Origin of the sequence: Epilithonimonas hominis (assembly GCF_003730015.1) — a bacterium.
GTDB lineage: Bacteria > Bacteroidota > Bacteroidia > Flavobacteriales > Weeksellaceae > Epilithonimonas > Epilithonimonas hominis.
On record NZ_RJTU01000082.1, the window covers coordinates 1 to 18942 of the forward strand.

Sequence of the window (18942 nt, forward strand, 5' to 3'; positions counted from 1 at the left end):
TTTTGAAACTAATCCAAAGTCTCGTCTGATATTTTCAACGGACAAATGGTGCCTTGGATGCGATGATCCAATGAAAAACATTATCGGAAAAGCTATTGTAATCCACGCAGGAGTAGATGATTTTCATACGCAACCAACCGGCAATGCAGGAGGAAGAGTTGGGTGTGTGGAGATAAAATAGGTTTAAGATTATAGGTCAGAAGTTTTAGTTTTAGATTGCTACTATCTAAAAACCTCTACTCAAAATTATATTTCAAAACTTTGGAAGGCATCAATAATATGATTGATTTCCAAAGTTTTTTGTTGGTTTGGAAGCACAGAAATAATATCAAACCGCACTTCTTTATTAATATTATTTTCTTCAATAAAATAGTTGGCTGCTGATATTAATAACTTGATTTTCTTTTTATTAACCGCTTCCTGCGGTTCAAGAAAAGCATCTGTATTTCTGGCTTTAACTTCGATAATGATGATTTGATTTTCCTTTTCAGCAATGATGTCAATCTCCGCTTTCAGATAACGGAAATTGCGAGCGAGAATCTTATATTCTGCTTTGACTAAAAAATCAGCCGCAAGATCTTCGGCAATCTTTCCAAATTCATTATGGTCTGCCATTTTGGACTATTATTAATGAAACTCCATACGTACTTTTTTATCTACTTTCATTTTGACTTCTGAACCAATAATCAATGGTCTGTTGTCGTAAATATGACCATTCGGGAATGCAAAAACTGTTGGAAAATCATATTTTGAAACTCGGTCAGCAATCAGTTGATATGTAAAAGAATCATAGGATTCTTCGTATTCTTTATTCTCTGTTTCTTTTCCCATATTGGTCATCCCGCCAACAATTAATCCTTTGATTTTTTTGAAAACACCTGCTAATTCAAGACTCATAATCATCCGGTCCAGGGCATAAAAATTTTCACCAATATCTTCTATAAATAGGATTTTATCTTTAAAATCGAAGGAATATGGTGTCCCTAGAAGTGCATAAATCAAGGCGAGATTACCGCCCACTAAAATTCCCGAAGCCTCTCCTACTCTATTACTGGGATTCGAATTGATTTTGTATGCAAGATTTTTACCTTTCAGAATATCAAAAATCAATTCATAGCTTTGGTCTGTAACACCAAAACTGGATGTTTTGACTGTTTGTCCGTGGATAGACGCAAACCCTTTTCTCAGTAAATAACTCTGAATAACCGTGTTATCCGAATAGCCGATATACCATTTTGGATTCTTCTTGAATTCTGTCAAATCCAAATGCTGAATGAGATGCTGACAACCGTAACCACCTCTCGAAGCCCAGACTGCAGAAATTTCTGGGTCGTTCAATGCCCAATTAACATCGTTTATTCGCTGTTTTTCTGTTCCAGCGTATGAATAACCGTTTTGGTATTTTGAGTAGAGATTTTCGCCTAAAACTGGTTCGTAACCTTTGGATTTGATTAATCTTAAAGTTTTATCCAATTGTGGAATCTCTACAGAACCTGCTGGGGAAATAATGGCAATCTTAGAACCTTTTTTTAACGGTTTGGGGAAAGTAATGTTTTGCATTGTGTTGGATTTTGAATTCAGAATTTTAAAGCAAAGGTCGCGACGATTTTTTGAATTATTGAAACTATTTCGATGATTGTAACCGTGCAAAATTTTGTGTTAAAGACCTCAATTGTTTTACATCGTATCTGCAGCCCGACCTGAGCGGTTATCCTTTTTGCGAGAGGCTATGCCGAGCAAAAAGATAATAGCGGAGGGCGGAGATAGCTGCCATAAAAATTAATAATTTTATTATACAACGGAGTCCAAAGATGCCCAAAACATTTTATCTGATTTTTGGCTGTTGTTTCTCTGCTTTCTCCAGTTTCTCTTCGAAACTGTTGAATTTTTTGAAACTTTGCAGGAAGATAAATATGCTGAAAATCAGTAGAATAATTCCTACACCTTTTCTTATTTTGTTAGCCACACGCTGATTCAGTTTGTCATGAAACTGTTTTGCCAGGATGATTTTGAACAAATCTATGAGTAAGTACGTCCCGATAACAATGCCGATGTAAAGCACAAAATCCTGAACTTTGGGATAAGCATTCCGAACCGAAATGACGGTTACAAGCCAAAAAAGAACCACTCCAATGTTAAGAAGGTTAAGTAAAAATCCGTTGAGATAAGTCTTCAAATAATTTTGGCTAATCAGTTTTTCTTCGCCTTCCATATGCATTTTAGTCTTGGAAATCAGCATATAAAGTGCATAGATAAAGATGAGAAATGCAGAAATCTTGTAAAATCCGGGATGCTTGTCTATGAGGTACACCAAGTCTGCACTGGCGTAATAACTGACGATAATACAGAGAATATCTGCCGAAACTACCCCAAAATCCAGAGCCAGAGCATGTTTTGGACCACGAGAGAAGCTGGTTTCTATCAATAGGAAAAATATAGGTCCTATAAAGACCAGGCTAAGCATTATTCCTAATCCGACAGCGTATAAAATGAGTTCGAGCATTCGTTTTTTAATTTCGGAACCGGCTGTAAAAATAGAGATTTAAAATTTAAGAAATCCTGATAAACTTATACTAAGTTAGATTTATCTCGCAGATTTTTGTCCACTTAACTTATTTTGGGTTAATTAAAATGTCTACAAAAATAATCTGCGAGCTTTCTAAGGATTTATTTTAATCAATAATTTTAAAATCGAGTTGCTTAGCAATCAAGTTAGCTTTTACTACTTTGATTTTTACTTCGTCTCCCAACTGATAGGTATTTCCTGTTCTGGACCCGACAATTGCATAATTTTTAGCATCTAGGGAATAAGAATCGTCTACCAAATCACGGAGTTTTATCATTCCCTCTGCGCCGTTTTCCGGAATCTCTACCCAGAAACCATACTCTGCAACACCGGAAATCACACCTGTAAAAACTTCGCCAATATGCTGTTCCATAAACTTAACCTGCATATATTTGATGGAATCTCTTTCTGCATCTGCGGCCAGACGTTCCATCGCTGAACAATGTTTCGCCTTCTCTTCCACTTCTTCTTTATTAGGTGATTTTCCACCGTCTAGATAATGCTGAAGCAATCTATGTGCTATCAGATCCGGATAACGACGGATTGGGGATGTGAAATGAGAATAATAGTCGAAGCCAAGTCCGTAATGTCCAATTGGGTCGGTAGAATACACCGCTTTACTCATACTTCGCATTGCCAATGTTTCAATCATATTTTCTTCACCTTTTCCTTTGACATCGCTCAATAACCTGTTAAGTGATTCTGCTACTTTTTTGGTATTCGCCAAGTCCATTTTGTATCCGAAAGAAAAAACAAATTCTTGGAGTGATTTTAATTTCGCTGGATCTGGATCATCGTGAATACGATAAATGAACGTATTACCTGTCGGCTCTTTTCGTTTATTTAAAGATATAAATTCTGATACTTTTTTATTCGCCAAAAGCATAAATTCTTCAATTAAATGGTTAGAATCTTTGCTGACTTTGAAATAAACACCGATTGGATTGCTCTCGTCATCCAGATTAAATCTAACCTCGCTCCTATCAAAGGTAATGGCGCCGTTTCTGATGCGTTCGTTACGCATTATTTTGGCTAATTTATCCAATTGCAAAATTTCTTCTGTCAGGTCGCCTTGCTTGGTTTCGATTCTTTCCTGGGCTTCTTCATAAGTGAATCTTCTATCAGAATGAATGACTGTTCTTCCAAACCACTCTTTATGAACTTTTGCATCCTCATCCATTTCAAAAACGGCTGAAAAGGTGAATTTATCTTCGTGCGGACGCAGTGAACAGACATCGTTACTTAGAACCTCTGGAAGCATCGGCACTACTCTATCTACCAAGTAAACGGAAGTCGCTCTGGCGTAAGCTTCGTCGTCTAGGATAGTTCCTGGTTTTACGTAATGAGATACGTCCGCAATGTGAACACCAATCTGCCAAAGTCCGTTTTCCAATTTCTGAATAGATAAGGCATCATCAAAATCTTTAGCATCTTTCGGGTCAATCGTAAATGTCAGAATATCACGCATATCCCAACGTTTCGCCACTTCATCAGCATTGATACTTCTATCGATTTGGTCTGCATCGTGTTCCACTTCCGGTGGAAAATTATAAGGCAAACCATATTCGGCTAAAATAGAATGAATCTCGGTTTCATGTTCGCCAGGTGCGCCTAAAACGGTAATTATTTCTCCTTCGGGATTCTTGCTTCCTGGTCGCCATTCGCACATTTTGGCGATGACTTTGTCACCATCTTCTGCGCCATTGAAATGATTTTTGGAAATGAAAATATCGGTATTCAATTTCTTCTTATCCAAAACCACAAAACCAAAATCTTTGTCTGCAATTTTCTGAAATGTTCCGACAAAAACCTCTTTTGCTCGTTCCAAAACTTCTACTACAGAACCTTCCAGCTTTTTACCTTTGAAATTGTAAGTTACAATCAGGACTTTATCGCCTTGTAGAGCGTCTTTTACATTTTTCTGATGTACGAAAATATCATCATTGATTCCTTCAACTTTTACATAAGCATTTCCGGATTGGTTGAAATCGATAACACCTGTCAAAGTACCTTCTATATTGAGATTGACAATATATTTTCCTTTCTCGGTTTCTTTGATTTTCTGAGTTGCCAAAAGTCTATGAAGTGCCTGAATCACAAGCTCTCTTTGTCTTGGATTTTTATAATCTATACCTTCCGCAATCTGTTTGTAATTGTAGATTTTGGAAGTTTTCTGATTCATAAAACGCAGAATTTTTCTTCCAATATCCTGAAGTTTCTGTTCGTTTTTATGAGATGTATGTTTTTTGTTTTTCATTTTTTCTAAGTATAATGCAACTTCATTTTATCAAACAACAAAAATAATCCCACAATCGGACTAATTTTGTTTAATAAAGATAAAGTAAAATAGGGGAGTTTTGGAAACCTTTGTATTAATTTTATGGTTTCGTGAGAAAGAACTTTCTCTGTGAAATGCATTGCAAAGATATAACTTTTAAAATAAAGCCTGAAGTGAGATCACTTCAGGGCTTTTATTGTTTTAGCAAAATGCTATTTTATCTACTCTGTTCTGGTGTCTGCCACCTTCGAAATCTGTGGTCAGAAACTTATCTACAATTTCTATAGCCAATTCTTTTGAAATAAATCTCGCTGGAATAGAAATCATATTCGCATCGTTGTGTTGTCTTGCCAATGCTGCAATTCCCGGCATCCAGCAAAGTGCACAACGTATTTTCTGATGTTTGTTGGCTGTGATTTGTACGCCATTTCCGCTTCCACAAATCAAGATTCCTAATTCGTTTTCTCCGTTTTCTATAGAAGTTGCTGCAGGATGTACAAAATCTGGGTAATCTACAGAATCAGTAGAGTAGGTTCCAAAATCCTGAACTTCATACTTACCTTCGAGGTATTTTTTTATTAATTCTTTGTATTCAAAACCAGCGTGGTCTGCGGCTATTGCTATCTTTTTCATTTTTATTTACTTATTATTTTTAAAGGTAAAATGGAATAGCTGGTCTGCTATTTCATTGCTATTTTATATTATTCTTTTATTTCAGTATAAAATTACTACATATTTTGTAATTGTTGGCATAGTATTTTAATACAATTATCAAAAATAATTCAAATTAGTTATCTAAACATCAACGATGTAAAATTAATAATGATAATTAAATAAACAAAATTTATAATCATTAATAACAAGATAATAGATTGTTAGAAATTGTTAGAAAACCTGTGGATAACTTCTGTCAAATATTTCTTTTAGTTTTTAAACAAATTTTGTAATGAAAACTACCAACTAATTTTTTAACAAAATTTTTAGAAAACTTTTATTGGAGATTCCCTTCATTTATCCGCAAGATGGTTTTGAAGAATGAGTTGATTTTATATTTATCAACAATTGTTGATAACATCAATAATTTATTGATTTAAAGAACCTTAATAATGTTAAAAAAATCTTAATTAATCTACATTTCTTGTGATAAAATATTCAAGATTTATTTATCCGCATACTCTCGCCTACAACAATATACTACAATCTTATTTTTTTATAAAAAGAAAAAGAAAGTTGTTTATGAATGTAAAATGACTTTGTGGATTTTTTTTGAGAATAAAATTTCCGAAAGGAGGGAATAAGTTTTAAATTTGTGAAACAAAGAGAGGAGCACTTTTGAATCCCTATTTAAAAACCTTAAATTAAAATTTAATGAAATCGCTGTAATTCGGAAACAAATAGATTATTAAAAATGAAGCGATTGCATATTACAATTAAAAAACAATATAAATTTAAATATGAAAACAATAAAAGATTTCGATTTCAAAAATAAGAAAGCTTTGGTGAGAGTTGATTTCAACGTGCCTCAGGATGAGAATCTTAATGTGACCGATAATACAAGAATCGTTGCTGTAAAACCTACAGTTGATAAAATCTTGGCTGACGGGGGTTCTGTTATATTAATGACGCACCTCGGTAGACCAAAAGGAGAAGTGAATGATAAATATTCTCTTAAACACATTTTAAGCGAGGTTTCTAAAGTTCTTGGGCAAGAAGTTAAGTTTGTTGAAGAATCAATAGGGGAGAAGGGGGAACAAGCTGCTGCTGAACTTCAGCCAGGAGAAATCTTATTATTAGAAAATCTACGTTTTCATAATGAAGAAGAAAAAGGTGATGAATCTTTTGCTGAGCAACTTTCAAAATTAGGAGATGCTTATGTTAATGATGCATTTGGAACTGCACATAGAGCACACGCTTCTACAGCGGTAATTGCTCAATTCTTTCCTTCTACTAAATTTTTCGGTTTACTAATGGAAAAAGAACTTGTAGCGATTGATAAAGTTCTAAAATCTGGTGAAAAGCCTGTAACTGCGATACTTGGAGGTTCTAAAGTTTCTACTAAAATCACGATTATAGAAAATATCCTTCCTGTTGTTGACAATTTAATTATTGGAGGAGGAATGTCGTTTACATTTATTAAAGCTCTTGGTGGTAAAATAGGCAAATCAATTGTAGAGGATGATAAATTATCTTTAGCTTTAGAAATTTTACAAAAAGCTAAGCAACATAATGTAGAAGTATATCTTCCAACAGATGTAATTATTGCTGATGATTTCAATAATGAAGCCAATAGACAAGAATGCAGGATAATGGAAATTCCTGAAGATTGGCAAGGTTTGGATGCAGGTATGAAATCAAGAGAAATTTTCAATGACGTTTTGCTCAATTCTAAAACCATTCTTTGGAATGGTCCAATTGGTGTTTTCGAAATGTCAAATTTTGCTGCTGGAACTATAGCTTTAGGTGATAGTATTGCAGAAGCGACTAAATTAGGAGCCTTCTCATTAGTTGGAGGAGGAGACAGTGTTGCTTTCGTAAAACAATTTGGTTATTCTGATAAAGTAAGTTATGTTTCAACTGGGGGAGGAGCAATGTTGGAAAGTTTGGAAGGCTTAGAACTTCCAGGAGTTGCTGCAATTAACAAATAGAAATTTACTTTTCCATATAAAAATAAAAATCGACAAAAATATTGTCGGTTTTTATTTTGCTTATATTTGACTAAGTTTCAAATAAAAATTTTTAAACGATTCTCAGCCACTTTAATTAAACATCAAAAATAACTGAGATTGTCTAATTTTTGTAATTATTAACAAATTTTGAACAAAATTGGCCGAAAATTGACCGTCATTAATATATCAAAAATCGATTTTCTATTTTTTTTCGATAATATATATCAAACTTGAAAATTCGTTCGAAAAAAGTGCTTTTACGTTGGAAATCGTTCCATGAAAGATTGATTTTAACCAAAAAAGTGGTGATTTCTTATATTTTTCACTCAACATCGAGATATAAAATGAGTCGAGTAGGAGAGGTTTGATTTTTCTTAATTTCCAATTTGGATTTTTTGAAATCAGATTTTCCATTCCATTTTTTGAAAAATGATAGATGTGTCTTGGGACATCATAAGCTGCCCAATATTCTTTATAATGTCTCGCGTCGTAAGAAGTTGGATTTGGAACAGCAATAATTAATAATCCTTTTTCATTTAATTTCTGGTGAAAAGCTTTTAATATCTCATTTTGATTTTCGATATGCTCGAAAACATGCCAAAGCGTAATTGCATCTAAACTCTGATTTTCAATTGAGTTTAAATCATCAATAATTTTTGCCTTTTGAGATTTATTGATTGCTGCATTTCTAGCATCGGAATTTGGTTCAAACCCAAAAGTCTGGAAATCATTTTCAATATATTTTACAAATTCTCCAGCGCCGCATCCATAATCTAAAACCTTAGCGTCTTTTTTAATTCTGTCCACCAGGATATTTTTCTTGTATTTAAGATTAAAAGACTGAAGAAATTTATATAGCTTTTCTTTCAAACTTCCCGAATCCTGATGATGTGAAATATAATCTTCACTTTCATAATATCTTGAAATATTAGATGGAATAGGAGAGGTTTTGAAAACACCTTTTGTTTCCGTTTCTACAATTTCAAATTCTTCTTGTGTAAGAAAAAGGTCTTTAATTTTCATTCTTAATAAAAGTTTTTAAACAAAAATAACAATGAAAAATGACATTGTTCTTTGGAATGTTTCACGTGGAACATTAATAGTTTTATCTTCCCAAATATATTAAAAGTACATTAATATCTGCTGGAGAAACACCACTAATTCTACCTGCCTGAGCAATAGTTTTGGGTTTTACTTTACTCATTTTTTGTTTAGCTTCAGCAGAAAGAGAAGTAATTTTTGAATAATCAAAATCTTCAGGAATTCTGATAGTTTCTAATCTATTTAATTTAGCAACATTTTCCTTTTCTTTCTCGATATAACCTTTATATTTGATATTAATCTCAGCTTGTTCTCTAACTTCATCTGCATATGTGGAAGCAATTTCTTTTATAGCTTCAACAGCTTCTAATTTTTCCAAAGTCATATTTGGACGAGTCAGGATTTGAGCTGCTCTGTAAGCTTGGTCAACAGGCGATGAATCTATTGTTTCAAGAATAGGATTGATGATACCTGGTTTAAGAGAAGTTTCTCTAAGGAAAATCTCTAATTCATCGCTTTTAGCGATTTTTTCTTCAACTTTTCTAAGTCTGTTTTCTTTAGCTAAACCAAGATTATAAGCCTTTTCAGTTAATCTAATATCAGCATTATCTTGTCTAAGAAGTAATCTATATTCAGCTCTGGAAGTGAACATTCTGTAAGGTTCTTCAGTTCCTTTTGTAATTAAATCATCAATTAAAACACCTATATAAGCTTCATCTCTATTCAAAATAAATTCTCCTTTGTCGTGAACTTTATTATGCGCATTGATTCCTGCAATTAAACCTTGTCCTGCAGCTTCTTCATAACCCGTTGTTCCATTGATTTGACCAGCGAAATAAAGGTTTTCAACCAGTTTTGTTTCTAAGGTGTGGTTCAGTTGGGTAGGAGGGAAGTAGTCGTATTCTATTGCATAGCCGGGACGGAAAACTTTTACATTTTCGAAACCTGGAATATGTCTCATTGCTTTTATTTGAACATCTTCTGGAAGAGAAGAACTGAATCCATTTACGTAGATTTCTACAGTTTTCCAGCCTTCTGGCTCCACAAATAATTGATGTCTGTTTCTCTCAGCAAAACGATTGATTTTATCCTCAATACTTGGACAATATCTTGGGCCTAAACTCTGGATAGTTCCGTTAAACATAGGACTTCTGTCAAATCCTTCGCGTAAAATATCGTGTACAGTTTCGTTGGTATATACAATATGACAGCTTAATTGTTTAGTTAACTTAGGTGTATCTAAATAACTGAATTTTTGAGGTTTTTCGTCGCCTTTTTGTTCTTCCATTTTAGAATAATCCAAGCTTCTTCCATCTACACGTGGAGGAGTTCCAGTTTTCATTCTACCAGCTTCAAAACCTAAAGAGACTAATTGTTCTGTGATTCCAAAGGCTCTTGGTTCTCCCATTCTTCCACCGCCTAATTGTTTGTCTCCAACGTGAATCAATCCATTCAGGAAAGTTCCGTTCGTTAAAACAACAGATTTAGCTTTAATTTCGATTCCAAGAGAAGTTATAACACCTGCAACTTTGTTATTTTCGATGATGAGTTGCTTTACCATATCTTGGAAAAAGTCAAGATTAGGTGTGTTTTCAAGTGCTAAACGCCATTCTTCTGCAAACATCATTCTGTCATTCTGTGTTCTTGGAGACCACATTGCAGGACCTTTGGAAAGATTTAGCATCTTGAACTGGATTGCAGATTTATCCGCTACAATGCCAGAATAACCTCCCATTGCATCTATTTCTCTTACAATTTGTCCTTTTGCAATTCCTCCCATTGCAGGATTACAGCTCATTTGTCCAATGGTTTGCATATTCATTGTAACAAGGAGTGTTTTTGAACCAAGATTGGCAGCAGCAGCAGCAGCCTCGCAACCTGCGTGACCAGCTCCAACTACAATTACGTCGTATATTTCGCTTATCATATTTCTATGTTTTAAAGGTAATGTTTCACGTGGAACATTAACCATAATATTGGAACTAGCCCCGAGTGACTCAATATTATTTATTTATTTTATTGAATCGTCGAAGCTCATTCTTCCCTTTGTAGCGGTTACCCCGCAACTAGCTTTCGGAAAAGCATTGGCGTGAGGAGTATGAGCGGAAAGCGGGAAATAGCTCCTAAAAAGTTTTAAATTGATTGATATAAAAATCTTCTTTTGCTCGCATCTGGGTTTGTTCTTCTTCTGTTTTATCCTTGTACCCACAAAGATGAAGAATCCCATGAGCCAAAACGCGATTGAATTCTGATTCAAAGTTTTGTGATAGGGTAGAAGCGTTGTCCAAAATGCGCGGCAAAGATACGAAAATATCTCCCGAAATGGTTTTTCCCTTCACATAGTCAAATGTGATGATGTCTGTGTAATAATCGTGGTCGAGATAATCCTGATTAACCTTAAGAAGATAATCGTCATCACAAAAGATGTAATTGATTTCTCCAGGCTTTTTGTTTTCTGAAATAATAAGGTTTTCCAACCATTTTGAAGTGTCTGGATGAATATCTCGAGAATCGATATTTTCGAAAAAATAGTTTATCATTTTGTTAAAACCAATGTCCTAAAATGACACTGAATACGCCTTTATGTTTGTTAAGTGATTTACTAACGTTGAGTTTGATTTGCCCAAATGGAGATTTGTAGCCTGCCGTTAGACCAATTGAAGTGTAATTGAGTTTGACGGCTTCATCAAATTTTATTGAACTGAACATATTTGCCAGACTGAAATTACCAACTAAGAAATAGTTTTTACCAAATCTCAACTGAAAATCATTGGATGCAATGAAAATGTTGTTGTCGTTCAAAGATGCGAATTGGTAACCTCCAAATTGTTTATAATTGGCTATAGATTGTTCAAAAATTCCACCGACTCTATATTGATAAAAGGATGGTAAAGTTTCTTCCCCTATCGTGATTCCTCCATAAAGATTCAAACGGTAAGTGAACATCTTTGAAATAAAGAAATTCATCTTGATATCAGCTTTTATGGTAATTGGTTTTTTCTCCAACTCTGAATTGAAAAGGTCTATAATTTTTCCTTCTGCATTTAGGTAAAATCCTTTTGTTGGAAAATCTTTGTCATTTTGAGTATCGCTCTTCAGAAAAACGTAAGGATTAAGATATCTTTCAACCTTATCATTTTGTCCATTTTTTTCACTTTCAAAATAATCGTGACTGAAACCACCTCCTAGTGCGAAACGGTCTTTCCATATAGATTGTATAAAAACCTCGTTACGGAACCATTTCCAGCTATCTATGGCATAATTAGAAAAGTTTTTTATATCGAAGCTCATTCCGGAAGAATAAAGTCCAAAACCTGGAATATAGCCGTTATCTATAAAATAGTTAAAGTAGTATCTTGGATTATCACCAATAACTATGTCCATAGATAAATTTGAGTTTCTAAAAAGCAGTCGTTTCGCTGAATAATTCAATAGCAAACCTGTTTTAAAAATCTCGTCATAATGCAACCCGAATTTCAAAAAATGTCTGGCTTCATCCTCTGTAACATATAACTTTAGATAATTCCTGTTATCTTGCTGAACGATGTCATAGTTAATAAACTTATAATTGTTAGTTGCGTACAGTTTATCTATCATTTTATTGACACTTCCATAAGTTTGCATAGAAGGGAGAGTCAATCCCATTTTACCCCGAATGTAGTTGGATTTATAGATTTTTGCGTTTTCTACAGCCAGACTATCTATTTTGTATACACTGGAATAAACAGGATTAATAGATGATCTAATACGCTCAAAATTACGCTGTGGCAATTCTTTTAGAATATCGACGTACTTTACAGCTTCCACATAGCCACTGTCTAAGATTTGCCTTTTGTTATCGTAACTGGTAGCGGTAATACCTGACAGAGCGGGTTTTATATTGATATCGGTGTATTTATATTGATTTATTGTTTCTTTTTTGATTCCAAAATCAATGACTTGATTCATGAGTGAAATAACACTATTCAAGTTTTCCCTTTTAGCTAAAGGCTGATTGAGATCTACCCCAATAACAATATCGATTCCCTTATCTTTTAAGGGTTTAGAAGGGAAATTTACGCTCATAGCACCATCTACATAGATGCTGTCACCAACTTTTACAGGATCCAAAAGAGAAGGGAAAGCTGAACTCGCCATAATAGATGAAACTAAATCTCCTTTCTCAAAAATTTTCATTTGACCACTTTCTATATTAGTTCCAATACACATAAAAGGAATAGGAAGCTTAGAAAAATCATCAATATTAGAAACATTTCTTAGCAATTCTTTTAGCAGGTAAACATTTCTTTGACCGGTACTAATTGAAGAAGGAAGGGTAATTTTTCCATTTTTTAGAGGAACTGTAAAAAGATATTTATCAACACTTTTATTGAAGAAACTAGCTTCTCGTCGGCTTTTGGGATCGGTAATTAATGAGTAGAAATCAGTATCCATTACAATTTTCTCAATATCTTTTCCAGTATAACCCGAAGCGTAAAGTCCACCAACAATCGCTCCCATACTGGTTCCGGAAATATAATCGATTTTAACGCCCAGAGAATCTAAAACTTTCAGAACACCAACGTGCGTAAATCCCTTTGCACCACCTCCAGAAAGTGATAACCCTATTTTTGGATTTTTGGGAATAACAAGATTTTCTTTTACCTGAGAATAACTCATCAGATAAGTTAGAAAAGTAACCAGATAAAAGAGTTTCTTAATCATTTGCTAATTTTTTATATATATTCTTTTGACTCTTGGAGAAATGGAAGTTAATACTTCATAAGTAATTGTACCACAATATTTTGAAAATTCTTCAAGAGTTGGATTTGAATTAAAAATCGTTACAGAATCGCCTTCTTTTGCAACAACATTATCCACATCAATCATCATCATATCCATGCAAATGCTTCCGACAATTGGGCAGAGTTTATTATTAACACCTATATTTCCGACTTTGTTTCCAATCAAGCGCGGAATTCCGTCTGCATAACCAACAGGTATTGTAGCAATTTTTGTATCGTGTTCAGCTTTGAATCTCCTGCTATAACCAACAGATGCTCCCGTTTTGACTTCCGAAATTTGAGAAATTACAGTTTTAAAACTAACCGAATGCTGAAGTTGTTTTTTAATTTCAGGATTCGAAGTTTCTCCAATCATTCCAATTCCAATTCTTACCATATTGTATTGATGATCAGTAAAATTGGTAATTCCGGAAGAATTAAGAATGTGTCTTATTGGCTGATACCCCAATTTATCAATTAAATAAGTTGAATTTTTCTCAAAAGTTTTTAATTGATTCAAAGTGAATTCTTTTTCTTCCGGCATATCAGAAGAAGATAAGTGACTGAAAATACTCTGAACTTTTACATTCATCGTATTCAATTTTTTAGTTAATTCATCCAATTCAAAATCCTTAAAACCAAGACGATGCATGCCCGTTTCCAATTTGATATGAATCGGGTATTTTTGTTGATTTCCAGACTTTATAAACTGCTCATTGAATAATTCTAAAACCCTCAAACTATAAATCTCAGGCTCCAAATTATATTCGATAATACTGTCGTAGCTGTGTTGTTCAGGATTCATAACGATAATTGGCGTTGTGATTCCTTTTTTCCTTAATTCAACACCTTCGTCGGCAAATGCAACGCCAAGATAGTCTATATGATGATGTTGAAGAAATTCAGAAATTTCATAACTTCCTAATCCATAAGCATTTGCTTTTACCATTGCCATCATTTTGGTTTCAGGTTTTAGCAGAGATTTATGGAAATTAATGTTATGAAGAATGGCGTTGAGATTGATTTCAAGAACTGTATCGTGCTTTCTGAGTTCAAGAATTTCCTTGATTTTTTCAATCTCGAATTTTCGTGCACCTTTCAGAAGAATTAATTGATTTTCTAAATCATTAATGACTTTACTTTCAATAAATTGATTGGTATTATTAAAAGTAAAAGTTTCAGAATTAAATAATTTATAAAACGAGCTAATTTCCTCGCCAATAAGAAAAACTTTATCGAATTTTTGTTCGTTAACCAGCTCAGAAACTTCAGAATATAGTTCTTCCGAATTCTCATTAGAATCCAAAATATCTGTCAGAATCAGAGATTTTTTAGGTTTGTTATATTCGCCGATAAACTGAAAAGCAATTTTCAAAGAATCCAAATCCAGATTGTATGAATCATTGATAATCAGATTATTTCTAATTCCTTCAATGCTTTCTAGACGCATTTCAATGGCTTTGAGCGCATCGATTTTTTCTTTGATTTTAAGATTTGATAAATTGAACTGTTTCAAAATTCCAATCAAAGCCAAAACATTGGTTAAAGTCGCTTCATCTCTTTGATTAATTGGTAAAGAAAATTCTTCCTCAAAATATTTGATTTTAATATCCTGAGTTCGGTCATTAACATCAGAAATTATCGTAATATCATTATTACTTTTTAATCCGTATGATATTAATTTTTTACTTGAATATAATTGATTGATTAAATTGCCTGTCAATTCGTTATCAGAATTAAAAAATATAATTTCTGATTGTTTGAATAGCTTTAATTTTTCATTAATTAATTCTTCTTCAGAACTGAAGTTTGCTGAATGAGCGGTTCCAATATGAGTCAATAATCCAATCTTTGGGTGAAAAACATTTTCTTGTTTTTCCATTTCGCCGGGCTTCGAAATTCCAACTTCGAAGATTCCCAATTCGTGTTTTTTATCGATTTGTAATAATGACAATGGCAAACCGATTTGCGAATTAAAACTCTTGGGACTTTTAACTGTAACAAACTCATTAGAAAGACATTGATAAAGCCACTCTTTCAGAATAGTTTTTCCGTTACTTCCAGTAATTCCAATCGAATTGATGTGAGAATGCTCGAAATGATATTTGGCAAGAGTCTGTAAAAACTCAACCGAATTTTCTGTAATGATTTGATTGACAGAATGATTGTCAATCTTATGTTCTGTGATAATGGTGTCAATTCCCTTTTCTATGACAGTCTCGATATATTTCTGACCAGAATTCTTTTTGGTATTGATAGCAAGAAATGCGGTGTTTTTTGTAGAATAAATTGTCCGGCTGTCAAACGCCAAATTTTTGATTTTGATCTCGCCCTTTCCTATGATTTCGGAATTGGTAATTTGTGCAATTTCTTTAGCTGTGTAATTCATTGAATACTAAAAATATACTAATTATTTTCTTTATTTTTATTAAGAACTTCCTCCACAAAAATTCTTCTGCTCACAGCATCATAAGCTTCGGTTTCTCCCAATTCCACTAACTCTTTTCCTGCAGAAGTCCGCATAGAATAGTTGGCAAGATTTCCTGTTCTTCTACAAATTGCGTGAACTTTGGTGACATATTCTGCAGTTGCCATTAGGTTCGGCATGGGACCAAACGGACGACCAAGAAAATCCATATCCAAACCGGCAATCACAACCCGGATTCCATTATTTGCTAATTGATTGGCTACGTCAACAATGCTTTCATCGAAAAACTGTGCTTCATCTATCGCAACCACATCACAATTAGAACCCAACAAAAGAATCTCGGAAGGGCTTTCTACGGCTGTACTTCGGATTTTGGTCTGGTTGTGGGAAACTACATCTTCTTCAGAATATCGAGTGTCAATTCTTGGCTTGAAAATCTCCACGTTTTGGCCTGCCATTTCCGCACGACGGAGCCTTCTGATGAGTTCCTCCGTTTTTCCAGAGAACATAGAACCGCAGATAACTTCCATCCAACCGCTTTGTTTGGAATGATTAATTGTATTTTCTAAAAACATTATTAATTTAGCAAAAAATTGTTTTAAAATTATAAAAGAAAAACTTGACGAAACCTTTTTAGGAACAAAATTGTTCTTAAATTTATATTCATCAAATTTAAGTAAAAATTAATAAGATATATTATGCAAAATTGGCGGGAATCATACGAGAAAATTTTCGGAGAGATGAAGAATCTTTTGTCAGAATTATCAAAATCTGATACTTATGAAGATATTTTGGCAAAAGAAAATGAAATCAATCAACTATATCAAAAGTTTTCTTTTCTAAAAATTTCTCAGAATGTTGAATTTTCGTCAGCGGAAGGTGAGCCTTTGCAATCAATTGAAAATCAAATAATAAATACTAATTCGGATTTGTTGTCAGTTGAAGAATTTGAAGATGAAAATAAGGTTGCAGAAATTATTGTAGAAGAGATAGAAACACAAGATATTTTTGCGAATGTTCCTGAAGTGGAAGAAGTTCATTCTTTTGCTGAGATTGATTCTCAGGAGAATTTAGTCGAAGAAATTATTTCGGAAGATAAAACTGAAGAAATTCACCAGCCGGAAGAAATCATCGAAGAAGAATTTGAAACTTCGAACGAAGAATTGGTTGAATCAATTTCAGAAACGGAAATTGTCAATGAAATTGAAGCTCAAAATTATCACGAAGAAATAGTTGAAGCCATTGAGGAAATTAAAGCTGAGGAAGAAAAACTTTTAGAAGAACCAGCAGAAAAACTGGAACCGATGCAAGATAGCCAATTTTCTTTTGCAATGACAAAAGAAAAGCTTGTTGCAGAAGAAACTTCAAATGATGATTATGAAGCAAGATTGGCAGAGAAAGAGGCTAAACTGAAAGAACTTGAAGAAAACAGAAGAAAAATTGTAGAGTTTTCTAAAGAAGATACGGAGCCGAAGGAAAAATCTCAGGAAGTTTACGAATCTCCAAATCAAGAAACGCATCACGATAAAAAATTCAAATTGGCAAACATCAAAGGGTTGAAAGTGGCGAAATCTTTATTCGAGGATGATCATTTGGAAGAGCTCGAAAAACCTTCTCCAGTTCAAAATTCTGGAAGTCTTTTAAAGAATAATGTTCCGACAGATTATATGGAAGCGCCGAAGCCAAAGCCAGAATTCAAGCTGGATTTGAATGACCGGATTGCTTTTTCTCAGTATTTATTTAATGGAAGCCAAAGTGAACTTAACCAAGTCGTTTCCATTCTGAATTCTTTCAATTCTCTGGAAAAAGCTAAGGAATTTTTAAGTGATATCTATTACGAGAGAGATTGGAAAAAGGTGGATTCTTACGCACAAAGATTGTGGACTTTGGTTGAAAATAGGTTTTTGTAGATGAGCGGTATTTTATATTTTGTTCCAACACCTGTTGGAAATCTGGAAGATATGACTTTCCGAGCTGTGAAAGTTCTGAAAGATGTGGATTATATTTTGTGTGAAGATACAAGAACTTCTGGCGTTCTTCTAAAACATTACGAAATATCTAAACCTCTGAAATCCTATCATTTACATAACGAACATCAAGCTACACAAAAAGTGATTGATGACCTCAAAAATGGTCAAAACATTGCCATCATTACCGATGCAGGAACTCCGGGAATTTCAGACCCAGGTTATCTTTTGTCAAAGGCTTGTGCGGATGATAATTTGGAAATGATTTGCCTTCCCGGAGCAACAGCTTTGATCCCTGCGCTTGTGGTTTCCGGATTACCAAATAATGAGTTTCTTTTTGCCGGATTTCTTCCTCAAAAAAAAGGAAGACAAACTAAATTGAAACAATTGGCCGAAGAAAAAAAGACAATTGTTCTTTACGAAAGTCCGCATAAAATCAATACAACGCTTGAGCAGATCAAAGAATTCTTTGGGGAAGAAACAAAAGCGAGTTTGAGTCGGGAAATTTCGAAAAAATTTGAGGAAACTAAACGTGGGACAATCAATGAGTTAATTGAATTCTCGAAAAGCAAAACTTTAAAGGGTGAAATTGTTCTGATTGTGAATAATAGTCTTTAAAATTTGAGAGATTAAAAATTGTATATTTGTCTATAATCATTATAGTTATGACTTCCATTATTATAACACCCAGAAATAAAAAAGAACTTAGTGCTTTGAAACATTTTATCAAAGCTCTGGATTTGCCTTATAATGAAAGTAAAGAAGATATTTCAATCAATACAATAACAAAAGAACAATTTGAAAAGGAATTGGAGAATAGTTATTCTATCGATGAATTTTCGCAGAAAACAACTCAATTTTTACAAAATCTCAAATGGAAAAGATAGAAATCTTCTTCAAAAAGGAAGTTGAGGATTTCTTTAATGCATTGGTTCTTGAACTTTTCGAAAAGGATTATTTTTCGAATTTGGAAAATGCAATAGAATACAAAGAAAAATTGATTTCATCTATAAAAAATTCTATTAATCTATTTCCAGCTAAAAGAACTCCTAAAAAATTGAAATCCTATGGAAGTCAATATGTTTTCTACAAATCAAATCAAAAAACAACTTGGTATATTTTCTTTGAAAGATTTGATAATAAATTCCTCATCAAACACATTACAAATAACCATTCAAAAGATGCAAAATATCTTTAAATAAATTATAAATTGTTCTGATTGTGAATAATTCG

The 18942-nt window shown here is 33.5% G+C and carries 17 protein-coding genes; 6 read left to right on the forward strand and 11 right to left on the reverse strand.

Features of this window, described 5'->3' with window-relative positions; translation table 11 throughout:
• Positions 1-181, forward strand: a 181-nt coding sequence (locus tag EGH73_RS13045) for a superoxide dismutase family protein (RefSeq protein WP_148041711.1), incomplete at its 5' end; no start/stop codon positions are given.
• Positions 182-246: 65 nt separating this feature from the next.
• On the opposite strand, the gene EGH73_RS13050 is transcribed toward EGH73_RS13045, so the two are convergent.
• From EGH73_RS13050 to rpiB, 5 genes are all read right to left on the reverse strand, one after another.
• Positions 247-615, reverse strand: coding sequence for a YraN family protein (locus EGH73_RS13050; protein ID WP_089769892.1), 369 nt, complete (start codon positions 613-615; stop codon positions 247-249).
• Positions 616-627: 12 nt separating this feature from the next.
• Positions 628-1560: a S66 peptidase family protein gene (locus tag EGH73_RS13055; protein ID WP_123282213.1), complete on the reverse strand. Its 933-nt coding sequence runs from the start codon at positions 1558-1560 to the stop codon at positions 628-630.
• A 265-nt stretch (positions 1561-1825) separates the two neighbouring features.
• On the reverse strand, positions 1826-2503 hold the full coding sequence (locus tag EGH73_RS13060; RefSeq protein ID WP_123282214.1) for a LysE family translocator: 678 nt from the start codon (positions 2501-2503) through the stop codon (positions 1826-1828).
• A 169-nt stretch (positions 2504-2672) separates the two neighbouring features.
• The gene (rnr, locus tag EGH73_RS13065; RefSeq protein ID WP_123282215.1) at positions 2673-4823 is read right to left on the reverse strand and encodes a ribonuclease R; all 2151 of its coding nucleotides are present in this window, start codon (positions 4821-4823) and stop codon (positions 2673-2675) included.
• A 222-nt stretch (positions 4824-5045) separates the two neighbouring features.
• A complete protein-coding gene (gene rpiB, locus EGH73_RS13070) occupies positions 5046-5477 on the reverse strand; it encodes a ribose 5-phosphate isomerase B (protein ID WP_123282216.1) in 432 nt (143 codons plus the stop codon).
• 821 nt (positions 5478-6298) lie between these two features.
• Here rpiB and EGH73_RS13075 point away from each other — a divergent pair.
• On the forward strand, positions 6299-7489 hold the full coding sequence (locus tag EGH73_RS13075; protein ID WP_123282217.1) for a phosphoglycerate kinase: 1191 nt from the start codon (positions 6299-6301) through the stop codon (positions 7487-7489).
• 222 nt (positions 7490-7711) lie between these two features.
• On the opposite strand, the gene EGH73_RS13080 is transcribed toward EGH73_RS13075, so the two are convergent.
• The 6 genes from EGH73_RS13080 to EGH73_RS13105 form a co-directional block, all read right to left on the reverse strand.
• Entirely contained in the window at positions 7712-8533 is an 822-nt protein-coding gene (locus EGH73_RS13080; protein ID WP_123282218.1) for a class I SAM-dependent methyltransferase, read from the reverse strand.
• Between the two features lie 82 nt (positions 8534-8615).
• Positions 8616-10478: a tRNA uridine-5-carboxymethylaminomethyl(34) synthesis enzyme MnmG gene (mnmG, locus tag EGH73_RS13085; RefSeq protein WP_123282267.1), complete on the reverse strand. Its 1863-nt coding sequence runs from the start codon at positions 10476-10478 to the stop codon at positions 8616-8618.
• 196 nt (positions 10479-10674) lie between these two features.
• The gene (gene ybeY / locus EGH73_RS13090) at positions 10675-11091 is read right to left on the reverse strand and encodes an rRNA maturation RNase YbeY (protein ID WP_123282219.1); all 417 of its coding nucleotides are present in this window, start codon (positions 11089-11091) and stop codon (positions 10675-10677) included.
• A gap of 4 nt (positions 11092-11095) precedes the next feature.
• On the reverse strand, positions 11096-13255 hold the full coding sequence (locus EGH73_RS13095; RefSeq protein ID WP_123282220.1) for a patatin-like phospholipase family protein: 2160 nt from the start codon (positions 13253-13255) through the stop codon (positions 11096-11098).
• Between the two features lie 3 nt (positions 13256-13258).
• A complete protein-coding gene (locus EGH73_RS13100; RefSeq protein WP_123282221.1) occupies positions 13259-15703 on the reverse strand; it encodes a bifunctional UDP-N-acetylmuramoyl-tripeptide:D-alanyl-D-alanine ligase/alanine racemase in 2445 nt (814 codons plus the stop codon).
• Between the two features lie 17 nt (positions 15704-15720).
• Positions 15721-16317, reverse strand: a complete 597-nt coding sequence (locus EGH73_RS13105) for a thymidine kinase (RefSeq protein WP_123282222.1) — start codon at positions 16315-16317, stop codon at positions 15721-15723.
• 123 nt (positions 16318-16440) lie between these two features.
• Here EGH73_RS13105 and EGH73_RS13110 point away from each other — a divergent pair, with 123 nt between their 5' ends.
• From EGH73_RS13110 to EGH73_RS13125, 4 genes are read left to right on the forward strand one after another with little or no spacing between them, the layout of a single operon-like run.
• Positions 16441-17652, forward strand: a complete 1212-nt coding sequence (locus EGH73_RS13110) for a hypothetical protein (protein ID WP_123282223.1) — start codon at positions 16441-16443, stop codon at positions 17650-17652.
• Positions 17653-18327, forward strand: coding sequence for a 16S rRNA (cytidine(1402)-2'-O)-methyltransferase (rsmI, locus tag EGH73_RS13115; protein WP_123282224.1), 675 nt, complete (start codon positions 17653-17655; stop codon positions 18325-18327).
• Positions 18328-18374: 47 nt separating this feature from the next.
• Positions 18375-18596 carry a DUF2683 family protein gene (locus tag EGH73_RS13120; protein WP_089770235.1) on the forward strand — a complete coding sequence of 74 codons (222 nt, stop codon included), beginning with the start codon at positions 18375-18377 and terminating at the stop codon, positions 18594-18596.
• Positions 18584-18907 carry a hypothetical protein gene (locus EGH73_RS13125; RefSeq protein WP_089770234.1) on the forward strand — a complete coding sequence of 108 codons (324 nt, stop codon included), beginning with the start codon at positions 18584-18586 and terminating at the stop codon, positions 18905-18907. Before EGH73_RS13120 ends, EGH73_RS13125 begins: the two co-directional genes overlap by 13 nt.
• Positions 18908-18942: the final 35 nt, after the last annotated feature.